At 62.5% G+C, this 23,090-nt stretch carries 15 protein-coding genes; 2 read left to right on the forward strand and 13 right to left on the reverse strand.

The window, feature by feature from the left end; all coding sequences use genetic code 11:
• Nucleotides 1-268 precede the first annotated feature (268 nt).
• From CK910_RS17160 to mocA, 8 genes are all read right to left on the reverse strand, one after another.
• On the reverse strand, nt 269-1,570 hold the full coding sequence (locus CK910_RS17160; protein ID WP_172955440.1) for an NCS2 family permease: 1,302 nt from the start codon (nt 1,568-1,570) through the stop codon (nt 269-271).
• A gap of 371 nt (nt 1,571-1,941) precedes the next feature.
• Entirely contained in the window at nt 1,942-3,258 is a 1,317-nt protein-coding gene (gene guaD / locus CK910_RS17165) for a guanine deaminase (protein WP_098984110.1), read from the reverse strand.
• A gap of 52 nt (nt 3,259-3,310) precedes the next feature.
• On the reverse strand, nt 3,311-4,828 hold the full coding sequence (locus tag CK910_RS17170; protein WP_098985136.1) for a nucleobase:cation symporter-2 family protein: 1,518 nt from the start codon (nt 4,826-4,828) through the stop codon (nt 3,311-3,313).
• 95 nt (nt 4,829-4,923) lie between these two features.
• Nucleotides 4,924-7,821 (reverse strand): molybdopterin-dependent oxidoreductase Mo/Fe-S-binding subunit, encoded by a 2,898-nt coding sequence (locus CK910_RS17175; RefSeq protein WP_216640158.1) that lies wholly within the window; start codon nt 7,819-7,821, stop codon nt 4,924-4,926.
• On the reverse strand, nt 7,818-8,594 hold the full coding sequence (gene ygfM, locus CK910_RS17180; protein ID WP_098984111.1) for a molybdopterin-dependent oxidoreductase FAD-binding subunit: 777 nt from the start codon (nt 8,592-8,594) through the stop codon (nt 7,818-7,820). Before ygfM ends, CK910_RS17175 begins: the two co-directional genes overlap by 4 nt.
• A gap of 80 nt (nt 8,595-8,674) precedes the next feature.
• Nucleotides 8,675-10,003 (reverse strand): putative aminohydrolase SsnA, encoded by a 1,329-nt coding sequence (ssnA, locus tag CK910_RS17185; protein WP_098984112.1) that lies wholly within the window; start codon nt 10,001-10,003, stop codon nt 8,675-8,677.
• Nucleotides 10,004-10,030: 27 nt separating this feature from the next.
• Complete coding sequence (ygfK, locus tag CK910_RS17190; protein ID WP_098984113.1) at nt 10,031-13,138, reverse strand: putative selenate reductase subunit YgfK; 3,108 nt, start codon at nt 13,136-13,138, stop codon at nt 10,031-10,033.
• A 403-nt stretch (nt 13,139-13,541) separates the two neighbouring features.
• Nucleotides 13,542-14,180: a molybdenum cofactor cytidylyltransferase gene (gene mocA / locus CK910_RS17195; protein WP_098984114.1), complete on the reverse strand. Its 639-nt coding sequence runs from the start codon at nt 14,178-14,180 to the stop codon at nt 13,542-13,544.
• Between mocA and yqeC the strand changes: the two genes are divergently transcribed.
• Nucleotides 14,173-15,027 carry a selenium cofactor biosynthesis protein YqeC gene (gene yqeC, locus CK910_RS17200; protein ID WP_098984115.1) on the forward strand — a complete coding sequence of 285 codons (855 nt, stop codon included), beginning with the start codon at nt 14,173-14,175 and terminating at the stop codon, nt 15,025-15,027. The genes mocA and yqeC overlap by 8 nt on opposite strands.
• Before the next feature lie 27 nt (nt 15,028-15,054).
• Nucleotides 15,055-16,647 (forward strand): selenium-dependent molybdenum cofactor biosynthesis protein YqeB, encoded by a 1,593-nt coding sequence (gene yqeB, locus CK910_RS17205; RefSeq protein WP_098984116.1) that lies wholly within the window; start codon nt 15,055-15,057, stop codon nt 16,645-16,647.
• Between the two features lie 162 nt (nt 16,648-16,809).
• On the opposite strand, the gene CK910_RS17210 is transcribed toward yqeB, so the two are convergent.
• The 5 genes from CK910_RS17210 to dpaL all read right to left on the reverse strand — a co-directional run bounded on the left by CK910_RS17210 (nt 16,810) and on the right by dpaL (nt 23,004).
• The gene (locus CK910_RS17210) at nt 16,810-17,733 is read right to left on the reverse strand and encodes a DMT family transporter (protein WP_098984117.1); all 924 of its coding nucleotides are present in this window, start codon (nt 17,731-17,733) and stop codon (nt 16,810-16,812) included.
• Between the two features lie 154 nt (nt 17,734-17,887).
• Nucleotides 17,888-18,820: a carbamate kinase gene (arcC, locus tag CK910_RS17215; RefSeq protein WP_098985138.1), complete on the reverse strand. Its 933-nt coding sequence runs from the start codon at nt 18,818-18,820 to the stop codon at nt 17,888-17,890.
• Nucleotides 18,821-18,915: 95 nt separating this feature from the next.
• Nucleotides 18,916-20,352: a dihydropyrimidinase gene (hydA, locus tag CK910_RS17220; RefSeq protein ID WP_098985139.1), complete on the reverse strand. Its 1,437-nt coding sequence runs from the start codon at nt 20,350-20,352 to the stop codon at nt 18,916-18,918.
• Nucleotides 20,353-20,462: 110 nt separating this feature from the next.
• Nucleotides 20,463-21,680, reverse strand: a complete 1,218-nt coding sequence (locus tag CK910_RS17225) for a YgeY family selenium metabolism-linked hydrolase (RefSeq protein WP_098984118.1) — start codon at nt 21,678-21,680, stop codon at nt 20,463-20,465.
• Between the two features lie 124 nt (nt 21,681-21,804).
• On the reverse strand, nt 21,805-23,004 hold the full coding sequence (dpaL, locus tag CK910_RS17230; protein WP_098984119.1) for a diaminopropionate ammonia-lyase: 1,200 nt from the start codon (nt 23,002-23,004) through the stop codon (nt 21,805-21,807).
• Nucleotides 23,005-23,090 lie beyond the last annotated feature (86 nt).

Consider the following 23,090-nt stretch of genomic DNA (forward strand, 5'->3'; position numbering starts at 1 on the left):
GGATAAAAAACAGCAAGATATGCGCCTGTTTCCCGCAGGCTGGCCAGCGATGGGGATAAGTGTGAAGAAGATCCCATCCGGCACCCCAGCCGGGCTCGGGGCGCAGCCGGATTGCCGATTTTTCATGCGCATCAAGCCGCTGGCATGCGCCCCGTTATCAATCTGGTAATCCCCATTATCAAAATGGTACCTGCCGCTGCTGAAAAGCATCGGGGGCCACCTGCCGGTGGCCCCCGATGAGACGCTCACAATGACACAAGCCCCTGGACTAGATGGCCCAGCCACCGGCGTAGAAGAGCACCAGAGCCAGGGCGATGATGACGGTACCGACGTTGAGCTTGCGCCACTCGTTGGAGCAGATGCGGCCTATCACCAGGGCGCTGAAGCCCAGCATGATGCCGGTGACTATGTTGCAGGTGAGCACGATGAAGACGGCGCACAGCAGGCCGGACATGGCGCCGACGAAGTCATCGAAGTCGAGCCGGGCGACGTTGCTCAGCATCAGGAGTCCCACGTACATCAGGGCCGGTGCCGTGGCATAGGCCGGCACCAGGTAGGAGAGCGGCGAGAGGAACAGCATCAAGAGGAACAAGGCTCCCACCACGGTCGCCGTCAGTCCCGTCTTGCCGCCCGCGGCCGTGCCTGCCGCCGATTCGATATAGACGGCGGCCGGCGCGGCCCCCACCAGACCGGAGAAGATGCTGCTGATGGAGTCGGCGCTGAGCGCCTTGCCGCTGTTGATGATGTGGCCATCCTTGTCCAGCAGGTTGGCCTGCCCCGCCACCGCCCTGATGGTGCCGGTGGCATCGAACACGGCCGTCATCACCAGCGCCAGCACGCTTGGCAGCACCAGCGGCGAGAGGGCCCCCATGATGTCCAGACTGAAGATGAGGGACTTGCCCTGCTCATCGGCCAGACTCGGCATGGCAAACAGCCCCTGGTAGGTCACCGCCGGATCGAAGATGAGGCCGAAGAGGGAGATGGCGATGATCACCAAGAGGATCCCGCCCGGCACCTTGAGCTTCTCCAGCCCGACGATCACCGCCAGGCCGATGAGAGACATGATGACCGGCATGGAGGTAAAGGCCCCCAGCGCCACCGGCAGCCCCTCCAGCGGATTCTTGATCACCAGCCCCACCCCGTTGGCGGCAATCAGCAGCAGGAAGAGCCCTATGCCGATGCCGGTACCGTGGGCTATCCCCATCGGCAGGTTGTCGAGGATCCAGCTGCGCACCCCGGTCACCGAGATGGCGGTAAACAGCACCCCCATCAGGAAGACGGCGCCGAGCGCCACCGGAATGGAGATGTGCTGCCCCAGTACCAGGCTGAAGGCGGTAAAGGCGGTGAGCGAAATGGCGCAGCCGATGGCCATGGGCAGCTTGGCCCAGAGCCCCATCAAGAGCGAACCAAAGCCCGCCACCAGACAGGTGGCCACGAACACGGCGCCGGGGGGAAAGCCCGCCTTGCCGAGCATGCCGGGCACCACTATCACCGAATAGACCATGGCGAGGAAGGTGGTGAGCCCCGCCAGCACCTCCTGGCGCACATTGCTGCCCCGCTCGCTGATCATGAAGTAGCGATCCAGCGCACCGATTGAGGACGGCTGTCGCCCCGATGCCTCACCCTGGCCACTGGCCGCCTCTTTCACACTGTTTGTCCTGCTTGCCTGGGTCATAACCCACTCCTTCCAGCATCCCTGAATATGTGTGACGAAATGGCGGCCCGTGCCGTGGCTCTGTCATGCCACGATCGCAGGCGATATGGTGTTTGGAAGATCGACAAACGTTTGCTTTGCTGATCAAAAAAACCGGGCCATTTCACCTTCTGTTGCGGGGAAACCTTCCCCGCGCTTGCTTGCTCGCTTGCTTAAGTGCCGGCCTCCCTGTGGGCCCGCCAGTCACCGTATTCTATGGGGCTGCGCCCAGGCAGCCCCCTCCATCCTTAGCCCCGTTCGTGTACCAGCTGACCATCCACATAGGTGCGGTAGATGGATCTGTCATCCCCCAGGGTCAAGAGCACAAACAGCTTGTCGCGCAAAGTGGTGGAGTTGTCATAACGCAGCTGCTGCAACGGGGTGGCGACGGGGTCCAGCACCACGAAGTCCGCCTCCTTGCCGATGGCAAAGCTGCCGATCTTCTCGTCCAGCCCCAGCGCATGGGCGCCGCCCAGGGTGGCGAGATAGAAGGCCTGATAGGCCGAGAGGCGCTCCCCCTGCAGTTGCATCACCTTGTAAGCCTCGTTGAGGGTCTGCAGCATGTTGAAGGTGGTGCCGGCGCCGATATCGGTGCCCATGCCCACCTTCACCTGCTTGCGCCACGCCTTGTGCAGCTTGAAGAGCCCGCTGCCCAGATAGAGGTTGGAGGTGGGGCAGAAGGCGATGGTGGAGCCGGTCTCTTTCAGGCAATCCCACTCCTGCTCTTCCAGATGGACGCAGTGGGCAAACACGCAGTTGTGACCGGTGAGGCCGTGCTGGTGATAGACATCGAGATAGCCCTGATGCTCTGGGAACAGAGATTTGACCCAGGCTATCTCGTCCTTGTTCTCGCACAGATGGGTGTGCAGATAGGTGGTCGGGTACTCTTCGCGCAGCCGTCTGGCCATGGCCAGCTGCGCCGGGGTCGAGGTGGGGGCAAAGCGCGGCGTGATGGCGTAAAGCAAACGGCCATTGCCATGCCAGCGCTCGATAAGCGCCTTGCTCTGCAGATAGCTACTCTCGGCGGTATCGAGCAGATAGTCGGGGGCGTTGCGATCCATCATCACCTTGCCGGCGATCATCCGCATGTTGATGCGGCTCGCCGCCTCGAACAGGGCATCCACCGACTCGGGGTGCACTGTGCCGAACACCAGCGCCGTTGTGGTGCCGTTTCGCAGCAGCTGCTTGATGAAGAAGGTGGACATCTCGCGGGCGTACTCGAGGTCGTTGTAGCGCCGCTCGGCCGGAAAGGTGTGGCGGTTGAGCCACTCCAGCAACTGCTCGCCATAGGCCCCCACCATCTCGCTTTGCGGGTAGTGGATGTGGGTATCGATGAAGCCCGGCACTATCATCTTGCCGCGATAATCGCGCACCCGCACCTCGGCCGGAATGCGATCCTTGCCCTCTTCCCACTGACCGAACCAGTCGATGCAGCCGTTGCGAATGATCAGCAGGCCGTCTTCGATGAGGCGGGCATTGGGCTCTATCTCCTCGGGCTGATCCACCACCCGGCTGATGTCGAAGAAACTGCCGCGCACCGCTTTGACGGAGTTGTCGTTTTTCATAACCGTGTCCCTGTTTCTCTTGTTCTGTTGACGTTTTTTGTCGGTTTAACCGTCAGATCCGTTCCACTTGTTGCGCCACCGCCAGCCCGGACTCAGCCTGCGGCCCATCCTTCCTGCCCCCCGGCTGACCCGCGTTGCGGGCGGTGAAGATCACATCCGGCTTGTCGCTGAGCTGGATCAGCTCCACCGCCTCGGCATCCCTGGCAGCCGCCTTGCGTTTGCGACTTTGGGGCAACACCAGGTTCATGATGATGGCGGTGATGCCACCGGCGCAGATGGGGTTCTCCACCAGCATGTAGAGCCCGGCCGGCAGCACCTTGAAGACGTTCGGGTCGTAAGAAACGCCGAGCCCCAAGCCGAGCGAGGTGGCGACTATCAGGGTCTCCCGCCGATCGAAGCCGTGGCTGATGATGATGCGGCCACCGGCGATGGCGATCATGGAGAACATGATGGTCATGGCGCCCCCCATCACCGGCGAAGGAATGGTGGTGAAGAAGCGTCCCACCACGGGGAAGAGACCCAGCAGCACCAGGATGACGGCGATGAACTTGCCCACGTGGCGCGAGGCCACCCCGGTCATCTGGATGACGCCATTGTTCTGGGCGAAGGTGGTGAGCGGCAGGGAGCCGAGCGCCGAGGCGATCACCGACACCAGGCCGTCCGCCAGCACGCCGCCACTGAGGCGTTTTTGAAACTCGGGGCCCTGGATATCCCGGTGGGAAACCATGGCGGTGGCCGTGATGTCCCCCACCGCCTCCAGCACGCTCAACAGATAGATGGTGCCGGCCAGCACGAAGGCGTGAAAATCGAAGGCAAAGCCATATTTGAACGGAATGGGAACCGTGATGAGCGGCAGGTTCTCCAGCGCCGAGAAGTCCACCATGCCGAGCAGCAGGGCCACCACATAGCCCACCAGCAGACCGATGGCGATGCCGCTCATGCGAAGCAGCGGGCTCCTGCTGCAGTTGAAGGCGACGATGACGCAGAGCACCAAGAGCCCCAACCCTATGTTCTCGTATTTGCCGAAGGTGCCGCTGCTCATGGCGGAGAAGCCGCCGCCAAAATCTATGATGCCGACCTTGATGAGGCTGAGGCCAATCATCAGTACCACGACCCCGCTCACGGTCGGGGTGATCACCCGCTTGAGGTAGGGCAGCACGAAGGAGGATCCCACCACCAGGAAGGCCCCGACGAAGGAGACCCCCAGCAGGGTCGAGACGATCAGCTCCTCGTGCAGGCCATCCTTTTTCATGGCGCTGCCGAGCGCGATCATCACGGTGACGAAGGAGAAGTTGACCGATTGTATGGAGAGCAGGCCCGATCCTATGGGGCCGTAGCGGTTCACCTGCAGCCAGGTGCCGATGCCGGAGGCGATCATCGCCATGGAGACCAGATAGGCGGTGGTTTCGGTGGAGAGGCCGAGGGCCCCGCCGACGATCAGCGCCGGGGTCACCATGGGCACAAAAATGGCCAGCAGGTGGGTCACGGCGCCCATCAGGGTTTGATAGAAGGGGGGCTTGTCTTCCAGCGCGTAAATCAGATCCGAGTGCTTGCGTGTTGTTTTAGACATCATGTTTGTCCCATCACACAGAATGTGGGCGGAGTACTCATTCCGCCGTCAGGTGCTGGGGGCGAGCCTGTGCCCGCCCCTCACCTTTTCTTTTGTTATGCCGACTCTTTCTGCTCCAGCTTGCCCAGTTCGCGCAGGATCTGCTCCGGCGTGAAGTGCCACTTGCGCAGCCAGACACCACAGGCGTCATGGATGGCGGTGGCGATGGCGGGCGCGGCCCCGTTCACCCCTATCTCCGAGATGGACTTGGCGCCGTAGGGGCCGACCTTGTCATCGCTCGGCACCAAGAAGGCCCGAAAATCGCGCGGAATGTCGCCAATCTTGGGGGCGCCATAGCTCTTGAGATCCCGGGTCAGCGGAATGCCCCTGCCGTCGTAGCAGATCTCCTCCGTCATGGTGTGGCCTATGGCCCGCATGGTGGCGCCATAGATCTGGCCGAGCGCCAGCTCCGGGTTGATGGGGGTGCCGCAGTCGAGCAGGGCGTAGAACTTGTCGAGCCGGATCTCGCCGGTTCTGAGGTTGACCGCCACCTCGGCGAAGTTGGCCCCGTACGGGAAGGCGAGCTCGGAGGTGATGTAGCTGGCGGTGCCCACTAGAATGCCGAAACCGGTGCCTGTCTCGGACTTGTGGGCGATCTTGGCAAAGGAGACCTCCCCCAGCTTGCCACGCACCAGGCCGGGGAACTCCAGCGCCACCTCCTCCACCGGTTCCCCCAGCATGGCGGCGCCGTGGAACAGGATCTTCGCCTTGAGGTTCTCGGCCGCCATCTTGGCCGCGTTGCCGGAGAAGCAGGTACCGGACGAGGCGTAGGCCCCCTTGTCGAACAGGGCGTGATCCGTGTCGCCGGAGATCACATGCACGTCGCTGAGCGGGCAACCCAGCACCTCGGCGGTCAGCTTGGCCACCACGGTATCGAGCCCGGTGCCGATATCGGCGCCACCTGAGTGGACGATAAAGGTGCCGTCCGATTCCAGCTTGACCATGCAGTTGGCCTGATCGATGTCCGGGATCCCCGATTTTTGCATGATGATGGCGACGCCACGACCGATGCGCCAATCCCCGTCGGCGGGTTTGGGGCTGTCCCAGGCAATCAGTTCACGACCCTGCCTGAGGATGGGTTCGAGGGCGCAGCTGGCCGCGTGGGGCACAGAGGTGGGCATCTTGCCCTCGCCGATGGCCCCCAGCACCTTGAGGATGTCCCCCTCATGGACCCGGTTGTGCTCCACCATGTCGAGCTGGTCAATCCCCAGTTTCTCAGCCAGTTCGGCGATGGCCATGGTCAGGGCGAAGTTGCCCTTGGGCGCACCGTAACCCTGATAGGCGCCGGTCGGGCAGATGTTGCTGTAGTAGGTGTTGACGGTGAAGCGCACGTTGTCGCACGGATAGAGCGGCAAGGAGAGCGCTGGACCGTTGCTCGGCACCGTCAACGAGTGGTTGCCGTAAGGGCCTGTGTTGGCACGAAAATCCATGTCGATGGCGGTGATGGTGCCATCTTTTTTGGCCCCCACTTTCACCTTCACCTTGGCCACGTGGCGGGAGGTGTTGCTGATGAACTCCTCTTCACGGGTGTAGCGGAAAGTGACCGGACGACCGGTGACCCTGGTCGCCCAGGCGCACACCTCTTCCAGCAGGATATCCTGCTTGGAGCCAAAGCCGCCCCCTACCCGCTCCTTGATCACATGCACCTGGTGCTGCTTCATGCCGACGATGCGCGCCACCTGACGGCGCACGTGCCAGGGCACCTGGGTGGAGGCGTGGATCACCAGACGATCCCCATCCATGTAGGTGAAGCAGATGTGCGGCTCGGTCGGGCACTGCTGGGCCTGGGTCGATTCGTAGGTGCGCTCGACGATCTCGTCCGCCTCGGCAAAACCCTTGGCCACGTCGCCGATCTGGCCATGGACGCTGGCGGCCAGGTTCTCGTGCGGGCGGGAACCTATGGGGAAGTTGATGATCATGTGCTCGTCGCCGCGACGCACCGAGCAGGCGTTCTGCTGCTCCAGATCCGCCGGGGCACCGGCCATATAGATAATGGGTTCGTCGTGCACCAGGGGTGCATTGGGGGCCATCGCCTCATCGATATTCATGACTGCGGGCAGCACCTGATACTCGACGTCGATGAGTTTCAGGGCCGCCAGCGCGATGGCTTCACTCTCGGCCACCACGGCGGCAACACGATCACCGACATGGCGCACCTTGCGGCTGAACATGCGGCGATCCAGCGGTGACGGCTCGGGGGCACTCTGGCCACCCGGGGTGTAAAACACATCCGGGCAGTTGAGGTGGGTGATGACGTGCACTACACCCGGCAGCGCTTGCGCGCGGCTCACATCGAGTCGGGTGATCACCGCATGGGGATGGGGGCTTCGCAGCATCTTGATGACCAGCGCATCCTCGGTGACCCGATCCTCCACATAGCAGGGCTTGGCCTGTACCATCTTGGCAGCGTCAACCTTGGGGCAGCTCTTGCCGATGTGGCGCAGGTCGTCACGAAACTCGGGGGCAATCTGGCACAGATAATCGGGATCCTTCATCCGTGAACTGGCAAGCTCGATAGCCTGATAGAACTGCTGGTAACCGCCATCGCGGTGAAACAGGCCCGAAAGCGCATCGTCGATTTGATCACGGCTGGGCTCGGGATGGCGATCAAGCAGGTCGGTGACAATCAGCGCCGCGGCCGGATCGTTGTAGCCGGACTGCACCACCCCCACGTCCACCATCGCCTGTTGCACCAGACTGAGCTGGTTCCAGCTGCCGAGGGACTCGGCGGTGCGCACCTCTGCCCCCTCCAGCTGGGCGGCGATCAGCAGGGAGGCGTTGATCACCTTGCCGTTGAACAGGATGGCGTCGGAGCCGGCGAAACCGAAACCGTCGTCGCTGTTGCGCACCGAGTGCATCCGGCACTGGTTGAACAGCACCCGCTGGGCATTCTCGCCAGCCGGGGCGATGACGGTGCGCAGGGCACCGTTCAGGGTAAAGTTGAGTTCCATCATGCTTGCATCTCCTGCTGCTGGCAGTCCACCAGCAGATCCGCCACTACCACGCCGCTGATATAGCGTTTGTAGGCCACGCTGCCCGTCAGATCGGCGCGCGGGATCAATATCTTGCTGACGGCCGCTTCCAGCGCCCCGTCATGGAGATCGTGGCGCTCCACGTCTCGCAATCGCATCGGCTGCGGGGTGACGCCGGCCAGGGCCACCCGCATCTCGCCAATGCTGTCGAGGGCCACGGCGGCCGTCATCACCGCCAGCCCATCGGCGTTGCGGCTGATGCGGCGGGTGGCGCAGCGCAGTTCAGGCTCCGGCAGCACAATCCCCAGAATGAGCGCATTGCGCTGCCCCGCCAGATAGGCGTCTATGGGTTGCAGCTGGTTGTTCTCCAGCACCACCACGGCTTCGAGCACCAGCAGCACCGGCAACAGCGGGGAGTCCTGCTGCTGGCAGGCGATCTCGCCGCCGACGGTGGCCTGATTGCGCAGATGGCGGGAGTAGACAAAGCCCAGCGCCTCGCACAGGGCGGCCGGGGTCCGGGGGTCATCTTTCAAGGTCTGCAGGGTGACGGTGGCGCCGATATGGAGCTGGCCGTGCTGCTGTTCAATCTGGCCAAGTCCCAACTTGTTCAGGGCAATAGCGACCTTCTTGTCGGTGCGGGTCGGTGCGGCGTTGAGCTTGCTGCCGCCCCCCATGTAGACGGCGTCGCTACCAAAGCGGGCCTTGAGTTCCAACGCCTGACCCAGTTGCTCGGGTCGGAAGAATTGCTCAATCATGTGTCGTCCTCACTCTTGCTGCCCGCCGCCGGGGCTATCCACTGGGCGGACAATCCGGTCCAAAACTGTGGAAGCTGGCCTTAGGCCAGCTGATCCATCCGTTGCCACAGGCGGCTCGCCACCTTGCTGGCCTGCTCATAAAGGGGCGAGACATCGAGCGGGAACTCGCGGTCCTGATAGACCATGCGCCCCTCCACCATCACGCTGTTGACGCTGTTTGATCCCATGCCGAAGGCGAGATGGCCGCCGAGGTTGCGCGGGGCCAACGGGGTCGGTGAGTCGTAGTCGCAGATGGTGAGGTCGGCCTTGTAGCCCGGCTCCAGGCGGCCAAATTTGGCGCCGAAGTTGCGCTCCAGTAATGTGTTGCCGTTCCACAGGAAGCGGGCAAAGCTGTCGGGCCAAAGCGCCCCGCCGGCATCCTTGTGCTTGAAGTAGGCGAACTTGAGCTCTTCGAGCATGTCGGAGCCGATGCCGTCGGTGCCGAGCGCCAGATTGCGAAACTGTGGCAGGTGCAGGTTGTAGCCCACGTGGTTGTTCATGTTGGAGCGGGCGTTGTGCACCAGGAAGGCATCGCGGCTGTTGAGCAGCTCGATGTCCGAGGGGCTTAAGTAGATGCCGTGGGCGATCAGGGTCTTGCTGTCGATAAGGCCAAACTCGTCCAGCCGGGCGATGGGCTCCTTGCCATGGTGGTGGTGGCCGTGGGCCATGTCGTATCTATCTTCCGCCACATGGATATGCAGACCGCGACCGGTGACCTGCACAGCTTCGCGCAGCATGGCCAGCCCCTCGTCGGGTACGGTGAAGGGGGCGTGAGCGCCGATATGGGCCTCCACCAGATAGGGTTCGCTCCCCTTGGCCTTGGCGGCATCAATGGCTTGCGCGAACAGGATGTTCTCCTCCACCCCGGCCTGCAGCTCGGCGAGGCCGCCATTGCGATCCGTGGTCTCGAAGCAGGTCATGCCGCGCAGACCCGCCTCCATAAACCCTTTGCGCAGCACGTTGAGGGAACCCTTGATGAAGTTGGGCGAGGCGTGGTGGTCGATCACCGCGCTGCAACCGCTCTTGAGAGCCTCCAGCGAGCAGATGAGGCCGCTGTAGTAGAGGGACTCCTCATCGAGCGCCCGATCGAGCCGCCACCAGAGGTTTTTCAGGGTGGAGATAAAGTCCGGGCAGGGGGCTATGTTGGCCATGATCCCCCGCGACAGGCCGGAGTAGAAGTGGTTGTGGGCGCAGACGATGCCCGGCATCACCAGCTTGCCGCCCATCTCCCGATAGTTGGCCTCCGGGTAGAGGGCCCGCAGATTGGGCCCCACCGCCTTGATAAGCGTGCCCTCGATGGCAATATCCACCCCTTCCAGCACCCGGGTCGGCTCCAGCTGGACGGCGGTGACGTTTTTCAGAATAAACATGGTGTGCTCCTTCGCTTATTCGTTCGCTCAGGCCGCGACGGCCCCCAGCAGGTAGTGGTGATGGGCGTGGACATGGCTGATGATGCGGCACATGTCGGCCAGGGCCTCGGGGGCATCCTGGATCCGGCTCTGCTCGTCTATGGTCAGGCGATAGGTCTCGCCACCCTGACGGATCCTCAGTTCACCGCCATCGGCCAAGTAGAAACCGGGGTTGCGGCTGTTGTCGAAGTCCTCGGGCAGGCTGAAGATGGTGACCTTGTCCTGATAGGGCTTGCCCTGCCAGGGGCAGAACTGGGCGCAGTTGCCGCACTCGTTGCAGTAGGCATCCAGGTGCAATGTCTGGAACTGATCCTTGAAGTCCGGCACGGCGATGGCGACGTTGGCCCGGTTGGGGCAGACATCCACGCACTTGCTGCAGAGGTAGTTGCACTCGAGGCAACGGTGCGCCTCTTGCGCCACGAAGGCCTCCCGCTCGCCCTTGTCGACCAGGGTGACGGCGATACTCCCCTTGCGGCGGTAGATCTCATCCTTGCCCGATGGCTGGGTGGTCACGTCACTCTGCTGGCTGGCGATATGCTCGCGGGCCAGCACCAGATCCGCGGCGCGGCGGGCTCCGCCGATGGCACCGACTATGGAAGACGGGCCGCTTTGCACGTCACCGATGAGGAAAACGTTGCGACGGCTGGTCTCGCCCTGGCTATCCACCTCGGGCCAGCCATCGCTGCCAAGGGGAATTCCCATCGCCTCGAGCACGTCACAATCGGGTTGCTCGCCGATGGCGGTGATCAGCGCATCCATCTGCATCACTTCTGTCTGATCTGTGGGCACAGGACGGCGGCGGCCCTGCTCGTCAGGTTCCCCCAGCGCCATCATCCGCACGACAAGCTTGCCATCTTTGTCAAAGCGCTCCGGATTGGTGAGAAAGCAAAAACGCACCCCATCCTCCACCGCTTCCAGAACCTCCTCACGGTAAGCTGGCATCTCTTTTTCGCTGCGACGGTAGATCACGGTCACATCGCTGACACCGGGCACCTTGAGGGCCGCGCGGGCGCAATCCATGGCGGTGTTGCCGGCGCCGACCACAGCCACATGGCGGCCGAGCGGCAGGGGTTTGCCCTGATTGAAGCTGCGCAGGAAATGGAAGGATTTGTAGACCCGTTCATGGCCCCCTTCGAGGCGCATGCCGCCATTCTTGTCGGCACCTATGCCGACGAAGACATAGGCAAAGCCCTGGGCGTGCAGCTTGTCGACAGTCAGGGCCGTATCGCAGCCAAACTCAAACTTGACCCCGTGGGCGGCGACAAAGTCGATGTCGTGCGCGATAAGCTCGGCCGGGATGCGGAACTCGGGGATGATGTGTTTGACCACGCCACCGGCATCGGCTTCGCGCTCGAAGATGGTGACCGGATGGCCGGCACGGGCCAGGAAGTAACCGGCGGAGAGGCCGGCCGGGCCTGCGCCAATCACGGCCACCGGGTGCTTGTCACCGCTACCTGCCGGCTTGTGCCAGCGCGCCTTGTACCCTTCCCAGCCACGCTCCAGCGCGACCTTCTTGAGTTCGCGGATATTGAGCGGGCTGTCGTAATCCAGACGAGTGCAGTTGTACTGACACTGGTGATCGCAGATATGGCCTGTGATGGCGGGCAAGGCGTTGCGCTGATAAATCAGCTCAAGGGCGGCCACATACTCCCCTTCGCCCATCAGGCGAATGTACTCGGGGATGTCCTGATGCACGGCGCAGGCGGTGACGCAGGGCGCCACATAGCAGTCGGTCAGCGGCAGGCCGCCACCCACTTCGATGCGATCCCCGGACTTCCACTCCTTCTGGGTGTAATCCATGGTGAGCGCCTTGGCGGCAAGGGCTTCCAGCTTCTCTACATCCACCTGACTCATGCCCCAGCACTCTGAAGCGTCTATCTCTTTGAGGCACTCGAGCTGGCGCAGGTAGCCACCGGGTTTGAGCAGGTCGGTCGCCATTGTGATGGGGCGAATGCCGGTCTCGAAGATATCCGCGATGTTGAACTTGCTGGCGCCACCCGAGTAGGAGATGGGCAGCTTGCCATCGAAGGCACGGGACAGCACGGCGGCCACGTTGATGGAGAGCGGGAACAGCGCCCGGCCGGACATGTACATCTCATCACCCGGCAGCGCCCCCTTGCGGTTGATGGTGCCGAGCGTATTGGTGAGCTTGACCCCGAAGGTGAGCCCCTTCTCGGCTCCCAGCGCCATCAAACGGGTCAGCATGGCCTTGGCCTGATCCAGCTTGAGGTCGTGATCGAACGACGCTTCGCTCAGACCTATGTAATCAAAGCCGCAAGTGTCGAGGATCTCGCGCACCCGCGGGTAGCCAAGCAGGGTCGGGTTCAGTTTGACGAAGGTGTTGAGCCCCTTCTCCTCCAGCATGTAACGGCAGATGGCCTCAATCTCGTTGGGCGGGCAACCGTGCATGGTGGAGAGGGTGACGCCGTGCACCAGATTGGCCGGGATGCAGTCCGCCAGCTGTTGCAGGCGATCGCGGCGGGAACCCAGTCCCAGCTCGGCGATAAACTGCTCGTCGGCCACCAGCTCGCGCAGCACTTGCTGGTACTCGGCAAACTTCGCACTGGTGCTGGCATCCTTCAAACTGTGGATAAACTGCTGCATCGGCGGCTGTTTGATGCCATCGAGGTTGTAACCCACGCTCATGTTGAAGATGAAGGACTTGGCCTCCCCGTCGAGACGGGGGTCGAACACCTCTTCCAGCAGATAGAGGGCGAACCAGGCTTTGAGGTACTCGTCGAACGCCTTGGGCAGGGTGAACTCGGTGGACCACTCGGTGTTGAAGCACTCATCCTCGGCATCGATGCAGGGCTTGGCCAGTTCGAGACGGTCCAGGATCTGCACCGTCTTGAGCTCGATAAAGCGCCCGCCGGTCAGCCAGGAGGTGACGATATTCTGGGCCAGCTGGGTATGGGGACCGGCCGCCGGACCTATGGGGGTTTCGCAGGTTTCACCGAACACCTTGATCTTGCGCTCGTCCTGCTTGCGATAGAATTGCGCGGCGGGAATACCGAAAATGCTCTGACTCTCTTTATATTCCGCAAAAATGCGGGTCAGCAGGTTCTTGAATGGAAGGGGTCGCATAATATCGCCCATGATGATCTCCTTGCAGCGGTTCTGCTCATTGACTGGGTGAATAAATGGGGCGCATTCACGAGACAGCCCCTTGAAACAGACAAGAGCAACAATCAGGCCAGTGCTGGAAAATTTAATTATGTGCGCGTAAAAGCGTGAGGCACCTCGAATTAATGAAATGTCGACTGGCAATACCTGTTTCGGGGATGAGAGCGGCTATCAATAACGCACATTAATCACGTTGAAATAGCGATAGATGCTGAGAAAGTCTCACGTTGGCGGGGTTGAATATCAGTTTGATAATCTCGTTTCGCCTGCCTTTATCAGGCCACGCAGGGTGATAATGTCGGCCACCACAGCGGCCACAATGCCGTGTTTGTCCTGGTTCCGATTTTCATAATTATGCACTCGACAACAACCTGGCTCAGCCAGCGTCGTCTGCCCGCAGCAGCGCCTGATAACGCTCAGGTGTGTCCACATCCAGCAGGATGGCGTCACTGTGCACCTCGACGAAGCGATGGGGATGTGCCATCAGCCAGCGGCGGATCGAGCCTTGTACCGGCGCCTCGGCCAGCGCCTTGCCAAGGGATGATGGCAGCAACACAGGGTGCCCTGACTCACCCAGATAACGGGGAAAAAGTGTGTGGGGGCCCCGTGCCTGCCAGAGCGTCTGGTAGACATCGAGAGGAATGCAGGGCAGATCGCCGTGGGAGATGAAGAGGTAGTCGCTGCTGCTGGCCGCCAGTGCCAGCCGGATGGAGCTGCCGAGCCCCTGTGCATAATCATGGTTTTCCACCAGCAGGATCTCGGGTCTCTCTGCATAGCGCGCCATCAGCTCGTCACCTCGATGCCCCACCACCAGAATAATCCGGTCACAGAAAGCGAGGGCATTTTTGAGACTCTCATCAAGAATCGTGCTCTGGAGATACGGTAGCATCAGTTTCCACGCGCCCATTCGCGACGAGAGGCCGGCCGCCGTTATTATGCAGTCGCATCTCGTTCTGGAATGACAGTGCTGTTCACTGCCTGCGCCCTTATTTGAATCGGTCGTTGCCATGCCCATCCCCTCACCTGTCCAGCGTGCCTTTCCCGATATTGAGACACTATTAAACCCGCTCACCGAAAATATAGATAGCCGTACCACCTTAATTAGCCTCTGCGGCGCCGGCGGCAAAACCAGCACCCTGTTCTGGCTGGCGGAATATTTTTATCGGCAGGGCAAAAGGGTGCTGATTACCACCAGCACCCGGATGTTTCTGCCAGCCCAGTCACACTATCGGGAGTTGATCCTGGAAGCCGATCCCGTCCGCCAGCTCACCCGCTGCCAGCACCTGCCCGATGGCCCCACCCTGGTCGCCCTGTTCAGCCATCTCGATCGAACCAGCGGCAAGGCGGTGGGCCCCAGCGCCCAGCAGATCGATCTGCTCAAGGGGCAGCAGCGCTTCGACATCATCCTGGTGGAGGCGGACGGCGCCCATCACAAGTTATTGAAAGTGCCCGCTTTGCATGAACCTTGCATTCCCAGCAGCAGTGATTGGGTAATCGCCCTGGTGGGCGGCGCCATGGTGGGGGCTAAGGCCGACCCGCAACAGATCCACCGCTGGGCCGAGCTCCAGTCCCTGTGCGGGATAGAGGCCGGTGAGCCGCTGGATTGGGCGCTGTTTGACCGGCTGCTCGCCCACCCCCAGGGGATGTTCAAGGGCACCCCGGCCAGGGCCCGCCGGATCTGGTTTATCAATGGCGATTATCAAAATGAGGCGTCATGGCAGCCGCAGTTGATAACGCTGCTGGCCCGTCACCCCGAGCTCCACGCCATCTGGCAGGGAGCGGTACGCGAGCCCATCGCCATTCGTCATGTGGTGAGCCAGACCCCTCTGGATGGCGAACCGGTGGCTTCACCGCGCGCATGACCCGTTAAGGATGAAATGAGGTACCTTATGAATCTTTTTTCACACGCAGCCCGACTGGAACAAGCCAACACCCCGTTCGCGATGGCCCAGATCATCGAGAGCCGCGGCTCTACCCCGCGCCATCAGGCCCAGATGCTGGTGATGGCCGATGGCCAGATCCTCGGCACCATAGGCGGCGGCATGATAGAGCGGCTGGTGATAGAGGAGGCGGTGGCAGCCATTGCCGAGCGCAAGCCGCGCATCTTCCATGGCCGCATGGCCCGCAACGGCGAGCATGCGGTGGGCTCGGATTGCGGCGGCGCCATGTCGGTCTATATCGATGTCTACGGCCTGCGCCCCCGTCTGGTATTGATCGGCGCCGGCCACGTCAACCGGGCGCTGGCCCAGGCTGCGGCTCCCTTGGGCTTTGATATCCATGTCGGCGACTGTTTTGAAGGGAGCCTCAACCCCGAGCTCTTCCCGGCCGGTACCCATCTCAAGCAGGCCGAGAGCATGGGCGCCGTGATCGAGGCGCTGGCCATAGAGCCCGCCAACTTCGTCATCATAGCCACCAACCACCAGGACAAGGAGGCGCTGGAGCGCCTCATCTCCCGTCCCCTCGCCTATCTGGGGCTGCTCGCCAGCAAGCGCAAGGTGCAGACCTTCACCCAGGCCCTGCGCCAGCAAGGGGTGAGTCAGGAACAGCTGCAGCGCTTGCATGCCCCCATCGGCTACAACATAGGCGCCGAGACTCCGGAGGAGATCGCCATCAGCATACTCGCCGAGCTGCTGCAGGTGAAAAACGGCAAAGCGGGCGGCCTGATGCAGGATGACGTGCGCCTCAAGCGGGATAGGCTGGTAGTGATGCGCGGCTCCGGCGATATCGCCACCGGCGTCGCGCTGCGGCTCTACAATGCCGGCTTCAAGGTGGTGATGCTGGATCTCGACAAGCCCACTGTGATCCGCCGCACCGTCGCCTTCGCCCAGGGGATGTTTGACGGCGAAACCAGCGTAGAAGGGGTGCGTGCCAAGCGGGTCGACAGCGTTGAGCAGGCGTTCGAGCAGCTGGATCTGGGCATAATCCCGCTGCTGGTTGACCCCGACTGTGTCACCCTTGCCGAACTCAAGCCCCGCTATCTGGTGGATGCCATTTTGGCCAAGCAGAACCTCGGCACCCACAGGGAGATGGCCCCCATTACTGTGGCCCTTGGCCCGGGTTTCGAGGCGGGACGCGACTGCGATGCGGTGATCGAGACCAACCGCGGCCACCATCTGGGTCGGGTCATCTATCAGGGCCCCGCCCAGCCCAACACCGGCATTCCCGGGGTGATCGAGGGGCACTCGGCCCGCCGGGTGGTGCGCGCCCCCGCCCCCGGGATGATGAAGAGCCTGATCAAGCTCGGCGATCTGGTGCAGGAGGGTGATGTCATCGCCCACGTGGGGGACGCACCCATTATCGCGCCGCTCTCTGGCATGGTGCGGGGACTGCTCAGCGATGGCATAGAGGTGACTGTCGGCTTCAAGATCGGTGACATAGACCCGCGCGGCGAGCGCGCCGACCCCACTACGGTATCGGACAAGGCCCGGGCGATCGGTGGCGCGGTATTGGAAGCCATGATGCATCTTGCGCAGCGCAGATAAGGGCAAACGCCATTGCCCTATCGGCAAGGCCCGCGTTATCGATTGGTGGCGCCGTGCTGGAGGCCATGATGCATCTGGCTCAGCGCAGATAAGCCAGCACAGAAGCAAAAAAGGGCCCGCCATCATGGCGGGCCCTTTTCCATTCTCGTTCCTCCAATCGACTCAGCCGTGCTTGATCCGGGTCTCCCCCGCCACAGTCACCACGGATCGTTTGCCCTTGCGGCTGATGACGACAAGCGCCAGCACGATAAGCAGGATGCCGCTCCCCTCCACCGGCCCCGGATCCTCGCCGAGCAGCCACCAGGAGAGCAGCACTCCTGTTACCGGCACCGCCAGTGTGCTGAGCCCGGCAATCCCCGCCGGCAATTTTTTCAGTACAAACAGCCAGAGGCTCCAGGCCAGCGCAGTGGCGAAGATGGCGCTGTAGGCGAGTGCGCCAAACACGTAGGGCTGCCAGTCGATGGGCCGCTCCGGCACCAGGGCCGCCACCAGCGCCATCACAATGGTGGCGTAGATCATCTGCCAGGTGGTGAGGGACATGAGATCCACCCTGGGGTGGCGGGCATACATCCGCTTGGCGATGATGGCGCTGATCCCCCAGCAGATGCCGGAGGCAATGCCCAGCAGTGCGCTCTTCATGGAATCCAGGTGCAGTTGCCAGGGCTCGATCACCAACAGCAGTCCGCAAGCCGCCACCCCGACCGCCACATAGTGCAGCTTGCGCATCCGCTCCCCCAGGAAGAGCGCCGCGAAGATCACCACCCAGAACGGCATGGTGTAACTCAGAATGGCCACCTTGCCCGCCCCGCCGCTGATGAGCGCCCACTGGGCCAGCCCCACCATGCCGCAGGTCTGGAACAGGGCGATGGCGAGGGTATAGCGAAACGGGGTGGGTTTGAGATAACGGCGGCCGCGCAGGCACTGCACCAGCAGCAACACCAGGGATCCGCACAGGCAGCGCAGGGCGGTGAACTCGAAGGCCCCCGCGTAGAGCATCACCTGCTTCATCACGATCCAGCTGTAACTCCAGATAGCGGTGAGCAGGACCAATCCCCCCAGCGCCGCCATATTGATCTTTGTGCTCATTGCTCTGCCTTGTCGCCTCTGCTGCTGGCCCATCTTATGCCAAGGGGGGCCATCTTACGCCTCTCCTTTCGCCCTGCCCATCGTCGGGTAACGGGTCTGTCTGCCAACACAAAGGGGGCCTTGGGCCCCCTGTTTGCACCCATCAAAGGCGAGGCTACAGGCTGATCAGGGTGCCGGTTTTGCCGGCGATCCCCTCTGCGGCCTTCTCCAGCAATGTGATCAGGGATTTGCGCCCCGGCAAGGATGTGGCGAACGAGAGCGCCGCCTCCACCTTGGGCAGCATGGAGCCCCTGGCAAACTGCCCCTGGGCGATAAAGCCGTTGGCATCGGCCACGCTCAGGGTATCGAGCCACTGCACATCGGGCTTGCCGAAGTTGATGGCGACCTTCTCCACCGCGGTGAGGATGATCAGCATGTCGGCATCGATCAGCTCCGCCAGTTTGGCGCTGGCCCAATCCTTGTCGATCACGGCGCTGGCGCCGCGCAGGTGGTTCCCCTCGCGCAGCACAGGGATCCCGCCACCACCGACGGTGATCACCACCTGTCCCGCCGCCAGCATGGCGGAGACTGTCTCCTTCTCTATGATGTCGACGGGTTTGGGGGATGCCACCACCCGGCGATAGCCACGGCCGGCATCCTCTTTGAGACACTCGCCCCTGGCCATCAACACCTCGGCCTCCTCCTTGCTGAAGAAGCCGCCGATAGGCTTGCTCGGGTCGAGAAAGGCGGGATCGTTTTTATCCACCTCAACTTGCGTCACCAGAGTGGCGACCGGCTTGTGAATGCCGCGCTCAAGCAGGGCCTCGCGCAGGGCGTTTTGCAGGTCATAACCGATGTAGCCCTGGCTCAGGGCCACGCAGACCGACATGGGCAGATGGGGCGCTTTTGCGTCGTGGCGGGCCGCCACCTCGAATGCCTGCTGGATCATCCCCACCTGGGGGCCGTTGCCGTGGGTCACCACCACTTCATGCCCCTGAGCAATCAGGTCGGCTATGGTGTGCGCCGTGCTCTGCACCGCCTTCATCTGCTCGGGCAGGTTGTTGCCAAGGGCATTGCCACCCAGAGCCAGTACGATTCGCTGTTTCATCTTGTTCTCTCCAATGAGGGGATGGGCCGATGTCATACCGACCCCTTGTCCTTGTTCGGGAAGGGCGCAAACCGCGCCGTCCGCTGGCGCTCGCCCTAGCGGGTTGCCAAATGAGTGGTTGAAGGGGGTGGCGCACTGACAGCCGCGCCGAGCAGCGGATCAAACGGCGCTCTGGCCAAAAACCGGCCATGGCCCCGTTGCCCGGTGAACTCGCCGTCGCGGGCCACTGTCTCGCCGCGGCTCAGGGTCAGCCTGATCCGGCCCGGGCAGCGCATCCCCTCGTAGGGGCTGTAGTCGCCGTTGTCGTGCAGCGCGGCGTGGCGGATAAGCGTCTCGCCGCTGGGGTCCATGATCACCAGATCGGCGTCAGACCCAAGTTGCAAGTTGCCCTTGCGCGGCCAGAGGCCAAAGAGGCGCGCCGGGTTGGCGCTGGTAAGCGCCACGAAGCGCGACGGCGAGATGCGCCCACCGAGCACCCCGTGGGCAAACAGCAGCAACATCCGGTTCTCCACCCCTGGCAGCCCGTTGGGGCAGCGGCTGAAATCGCCGCCCGAGAGGGTCATGCGCTGGGCGTGGGAGAAGTTGCAGTGATCGGTCGCCACCGTATCGATATCGCCCGCGCTGATGCCGACCCACAACTTGTCCTGCTCGCTGCGCCCGCGCAGTGGCGGGCTCAACAAGAAGTCGACCCCGTTTTCCTTGTAGTAGCAGCTGTCATCGAGCAGCAGATATTGCGGGCAGGTTTCCACCCAGACCGGCTGCCCCTGGCGGCGCGCCAGTTTCAGATACTCGAGCCCCAAGCCGTTGGAGAGGTGGACGATATAGAGCGGCGCATTGCCCGCCAGCGCCGCCAGATTGATCATCCGGGCGATCGCCTCCGCCTCGCACTCGAGCGGGCGGCTCTGGGGGTGATACCAGGGTTCATGGTGGCCCGCAGCCAGCAGGGCCGCGCGCCGCGCCGCTATGGCGGCATCGTTCTCGGGATGGACGGTGGCGAGCGCCCCCACCTCTTTGAGGCGGGCCAGGGCGCGCAGCACGTCGTGGTCCCCCAGCTTGTACTGGTAAGTGAGATAGAGCTTGAAGCTGCTGATCCCCTCCTCCTGCACCATGGCGGCCATCTCGTGGAGGATGGCGTCATCCACATGCTGGATCACGCCGTGAAAGCTGTAGTCGATCACCGCCTGTGTGGCGGCGTAGTCGTGATAGCGAGCCAGCTGGTGATGCAGCTTGCACCCCGCCGGGCCAAATCCCATGTGATCGACAACTGTGGTGGTGCCACCACAGGCAGCGGCACGGGTACCGCTGAAAAAGTCATCGCAACTGCGGGCAATCCCCACATCGATATTGAAGTGGGTGTGGACGTCGATGCCGCCCGGCATCAGGTAGCAGCCGTTGGCATCGATGATGTCGGTCTCGCCATCGGGCTGGATATCGGCTGCGCGCTCACGGATCACCCCGTTCTCGATCAGCAGATCCTGACGATATTCACCCTGTGCATCGACCAGCACGCCGTTCTTGATCAGCCGTTTCATCCCCACCACCTCGAACATCAGATCGCTTCAAACAGCAAGGCCCCGCCTCAATGGAGACGGGGCACTGGCAACAGAGGGGCGGCGATAGCGCTCGCCGCCCGGCAGACCCCTCATTCGTCCAGCTCGGCCAGATAGAGCATGGGGATCACGGCATACATGGCAGCGCACTTGACCAGATGCTCCTTCCAGGTCTTCTCGTTCGGCGCATGGGCTTCCGGCTCCTTGCCCGGGCCAAAACCGATGACAGGAATACCGTGGCGACCCATGATGGAGACGCCGTTGGTGGAGAAGGTCCACTTGTCGACCACAGGCGCCTTGTTGAACAGCTGGGTGTAAGCCTTGGAGAGGGTCCGGACCGTGATGTGATCCTCTTCCACCTTCCAGGTCGGGAAGTAGCACTCGGTCGGGTAGACCAGCCCCGTGTAGGCCGGGCGGTCGTACTGGTACATGGAGACCTCGGCCCCGGCGGCTTGCACCGCAGGCAGGGCGCGGATCTCGTCCAGCGCACCTTGCCAGCTCTCGCCCCAGGTGAGGCGGCGGTCGATGGAGACGGCGCAGCTATCCGCCACGGCGCAGCGGCTTGGCGAAGTGAAGAAGATCTCGGAGACGGTCAATGTGCCCTTGCCGAGGAAGTCGTCATGGCCGAGGTTGTGGCTCAACTCCTGCAGCTCACCCAGGATGGGGCCCATCTTGAAGATGGCGTTGTCACCGCGCTCCGGCGCGGAGCCGTGGCAGCTCACCCCCTGCACCTCGACGCGGATCTCCATGCGGCCGCGGTGGCCACGGTAGATCTGGCAGTCGGTCGGCTCGGTACTGACCACGAACTCGGGGCGGATCTTGCTCTGCTCTATGATGTACTGCCAGCAGAGGCCGTCGCAGTCCTCCTCCTGCACTGTGCCTGTCACCAGCAGGGTATATTGATCTTCCAGCCCCATATCCTTGATGATCTTGCCGGCATAGACCATGGAGGCCATGCCCCCTTCCTGATCGGAGGCGCCGCGGCCACCTATGATCTCGTGATCCTCCATCCCCTCATAGGGATCGAAGGTCCAGTTGGCGCGGTTGCCGACCCCGACCGTGTCTATGTGGGCATCCATGGCGATCAGGTGCGGGCCCTGGCCGATATAGCCCAGCACGTTGCCCATGGGATCTATCTCCACCTTGTCGAAACCGACCTTCTCCATCTCCTGCTTGATACGCAGCACCACCCGCTTCTCATCACAGCTTTCGCTCGGGATGGCTATCATGTCGCGCAGGAACTGACTCATCTCGGCCTTGTACTGATGGGCTTTCTCCAACACCATTTCAAACGGAATCTGCTTGCTCATTGTGATTTCTCCAAACATTCGAGAATGCGCTGCCTGTTCGTCGGCAGCGCCCTGACCCCTTCACCGCGCCCCGTTGGCGAGGCGCGATCTGTTCTTTAATTCGCAGTTCTTCAATTCGTGTTTCTTACTCGCAGGAGGGATGCTTGCCTTCCCACACCACTTCCCGGTAGTGGGCCACGTCGGTGTCCCCTTCGGTGTTGATCAGCAGCACCACAGAGTCGCTGTCCAGCCCGAGACGGGTCATCAGCGCCGCGCGATCCGGGTGGTGGCGCACCGCCGCCAGCACGCCGGTGCCGACCGAACCGGATTCGCCGGAGATGATGCGGGGATCGTCGCCAAGGGGGTTGCCGAGCACCCGCATGCCGAGCGCAGACACCTTGTCGTGACAGGAGATGAACTGGGTGGTGCAGCCGCGCAGCACGGGCCAGCCGAGGGGGTTGGGTTCGCCGCAGGCGAGACCGGCCATGATGGTGCGCATGTCGCCCCCCACGTTGACCATCTCCCCCGCCACACCGGAGCGGTAGATGCAGTCGGCCTGATCCGGCTCGACCACGATACTGTGCAGGTTTTTCGCCCCGAAGCAGTCCACCAGATAGCCGAGCACGCCGCCCGCCAGCGCCCCGACCCCGGCCTGCAGCAGCACGTGGGTGGGCTGTTTGATGCCCATGGCCTGCATCTGCTCGACCGCTTCATCGGCCAGGGTGGCGTAGCCCTGCATGATCCAGGTCGGGATCTGGGTGTAGCCCTCCCAGGCAGTGTCCTGCACTATGTGCCAGCCGCGCTCCTTGGCCATCTTCATAGTCAAACGCACTGTATCGTCGTAGTTCATGTCGGTGACTATGCACTCGGCCCCCAGCGCCAGAATGTGCTCCACCCGCTCCTGGGCCGAGCCCTTGGGCATGTAGACCACCGCATGCTGACCCACCTGTTTGGCGGCCCAGGCGACGCCGCGACCGTGGTTGCCATCCGTGGTGGTGGCGAAGGTCATCGGCTCCTTGATGGTGCGCTTGATGAGATCGAAGGTGAAATCCTCCACCGCCACCCCGTATTTTTCGCAGAGCAAATTGGCGATGGCGTAGACGCCCCCCAGCATCTTGAAGGCGTTGAGGCCAAAGCGCTTGGACTCGTCCTTGACCAATATTTTTTTCACCCCGACATAGGCGGCGAGCGCTTTCAGATCGCACAGGGGGGTGGGTTCATAACCGGCCAGTTTCTTGTGAAAGGCGCGGGCCTTTTGCGCCTCTGCCCGGGAAAACAGAGACAGGGATTCACCGGTAAAGAAACGGTTATCGGCAATATCCATCTTCAGGGAGAATTGGGACATGAATACCTCACAGAGAGTCATCTCGCCGGGGACCATTGATTAAAAAGCGCCCTGGGGAGAGAACCCGTGATAATAATTGCGCCATG

It is taken from the genome of Aeromonas sp. CA23 (genome assembly GCF_002587065.1).
GTDB lineage: Bacteria > Pseudomonadota > Gammaproteobacteria > Enterobacterales > Aeromonadaceae > Aeromonas > Aeromonas bestiarum.

Excerpts from the sequence above, each read along its gene's own strand:
- CK910_RS17160 (WP_172955440.1), bottom strand. The coding sequence starts at position 1,570 with ATGATCAGCGAGCGGGGCAGCAATGTGCGCCAGGAGGTGCTGGCGGGG.
- guaD (WP_098984110.1), bottom strand. The coding sequence starts at position 3,258 with ATGAAAAACGACAACTCCGTCAAAGCGGTGCGCGGCAGTTTCTTCGAC.
- CK910_RS17170 (WP_098985136.1), bottom strand. The coding sequence starts at position 4,828 with ATGTCTAAAACAACACGCAAGCACTCGGATCTGATTTACGCGCTGGAA.
- CK910_RS17175 (WP_216640158.1), bottom strand. The coding sequence starts at position 7,821 with ATGATGGAACTCAACTTTACCCTGAACGGTGCCCTGCGCACCGTCATC.
- ygfM (WP_098984111.1), bottom strand. The coding sequence starts at position 8,594 with ATGATTGAGCAATTCTTCCGACCCGAGCAACTGGGTCAGGCGTTGGAA.
- ssnA (WP_098984112.1), bottom strand. The coding sequence starts at position 10,003 with ATGTTTATTCTGAAAAACGTCACCGCCGTCCAGCTGGAGCCGACCCGG.
- ygfK (WP_098984113.1), bottom strand. The coding sequence starts at position 13,138 with ATGGGCGATATTATGCGACCCCTTCCATTCAAGAACCTGCTGACCCGC.
- yqeC (WP_098984115.1), top strand. The coding sequence starts at position 14,173 with ATGCCCATCCCCTCACCTGTCCAGCGTGCCTTTCCCGATATTGAGACA.
- mocA (WP_098984114.1), bottom strand. The coding sequence starts at position 14,180 with ATGGGCATGGCAACGACCGATTCAAATAAGGGCGCAGGCAGTGAACAG.
- yqeB (WP_098984116.1), top strand. The coding sequence starts at position 15,055 with ATGAATCTTTTTTCACACGCAGCCCGACTGGAACAAGCCAACACCCCG.
- CK910_RS17210 (WP_098984117.1), bottom strand. The coding sequence starts at position 17,733 with ATGAGCACAAAGATCAATATGGCGGCGCTGGGGGGATTGGTCCTGCTC.
- arcC (WP_098985138.1), bottom strand. The coding sequence starts at position 18,820 with ATGAAACAGCGAATCGTACTGGCTCTGGGTGGCAATGCCCTTGGCAAC.
- hydA (WP_098985139.1), bottom strand. The coding sequence starts at position 20,352 with ATGAAACGGCTGATCAAGAACGGCGTGCTGGTCGATGCACAGGGTGAA.
- CK910_RS17225 (WP_098984118.1), bottom strand. The coding sequence starts at position 21,680 with ATGAGCAAGCAGATTCCGTTTGAAATGGTGTTGGAGAAAGCCCATCAG.
- dpaL (WP_098984119.1), bottom strand. The coding sequence starts at position 23,004 with ATGTCCCAATTCTCCCTGAAGATGGATATTGCCGATAACCGTTTCTTT.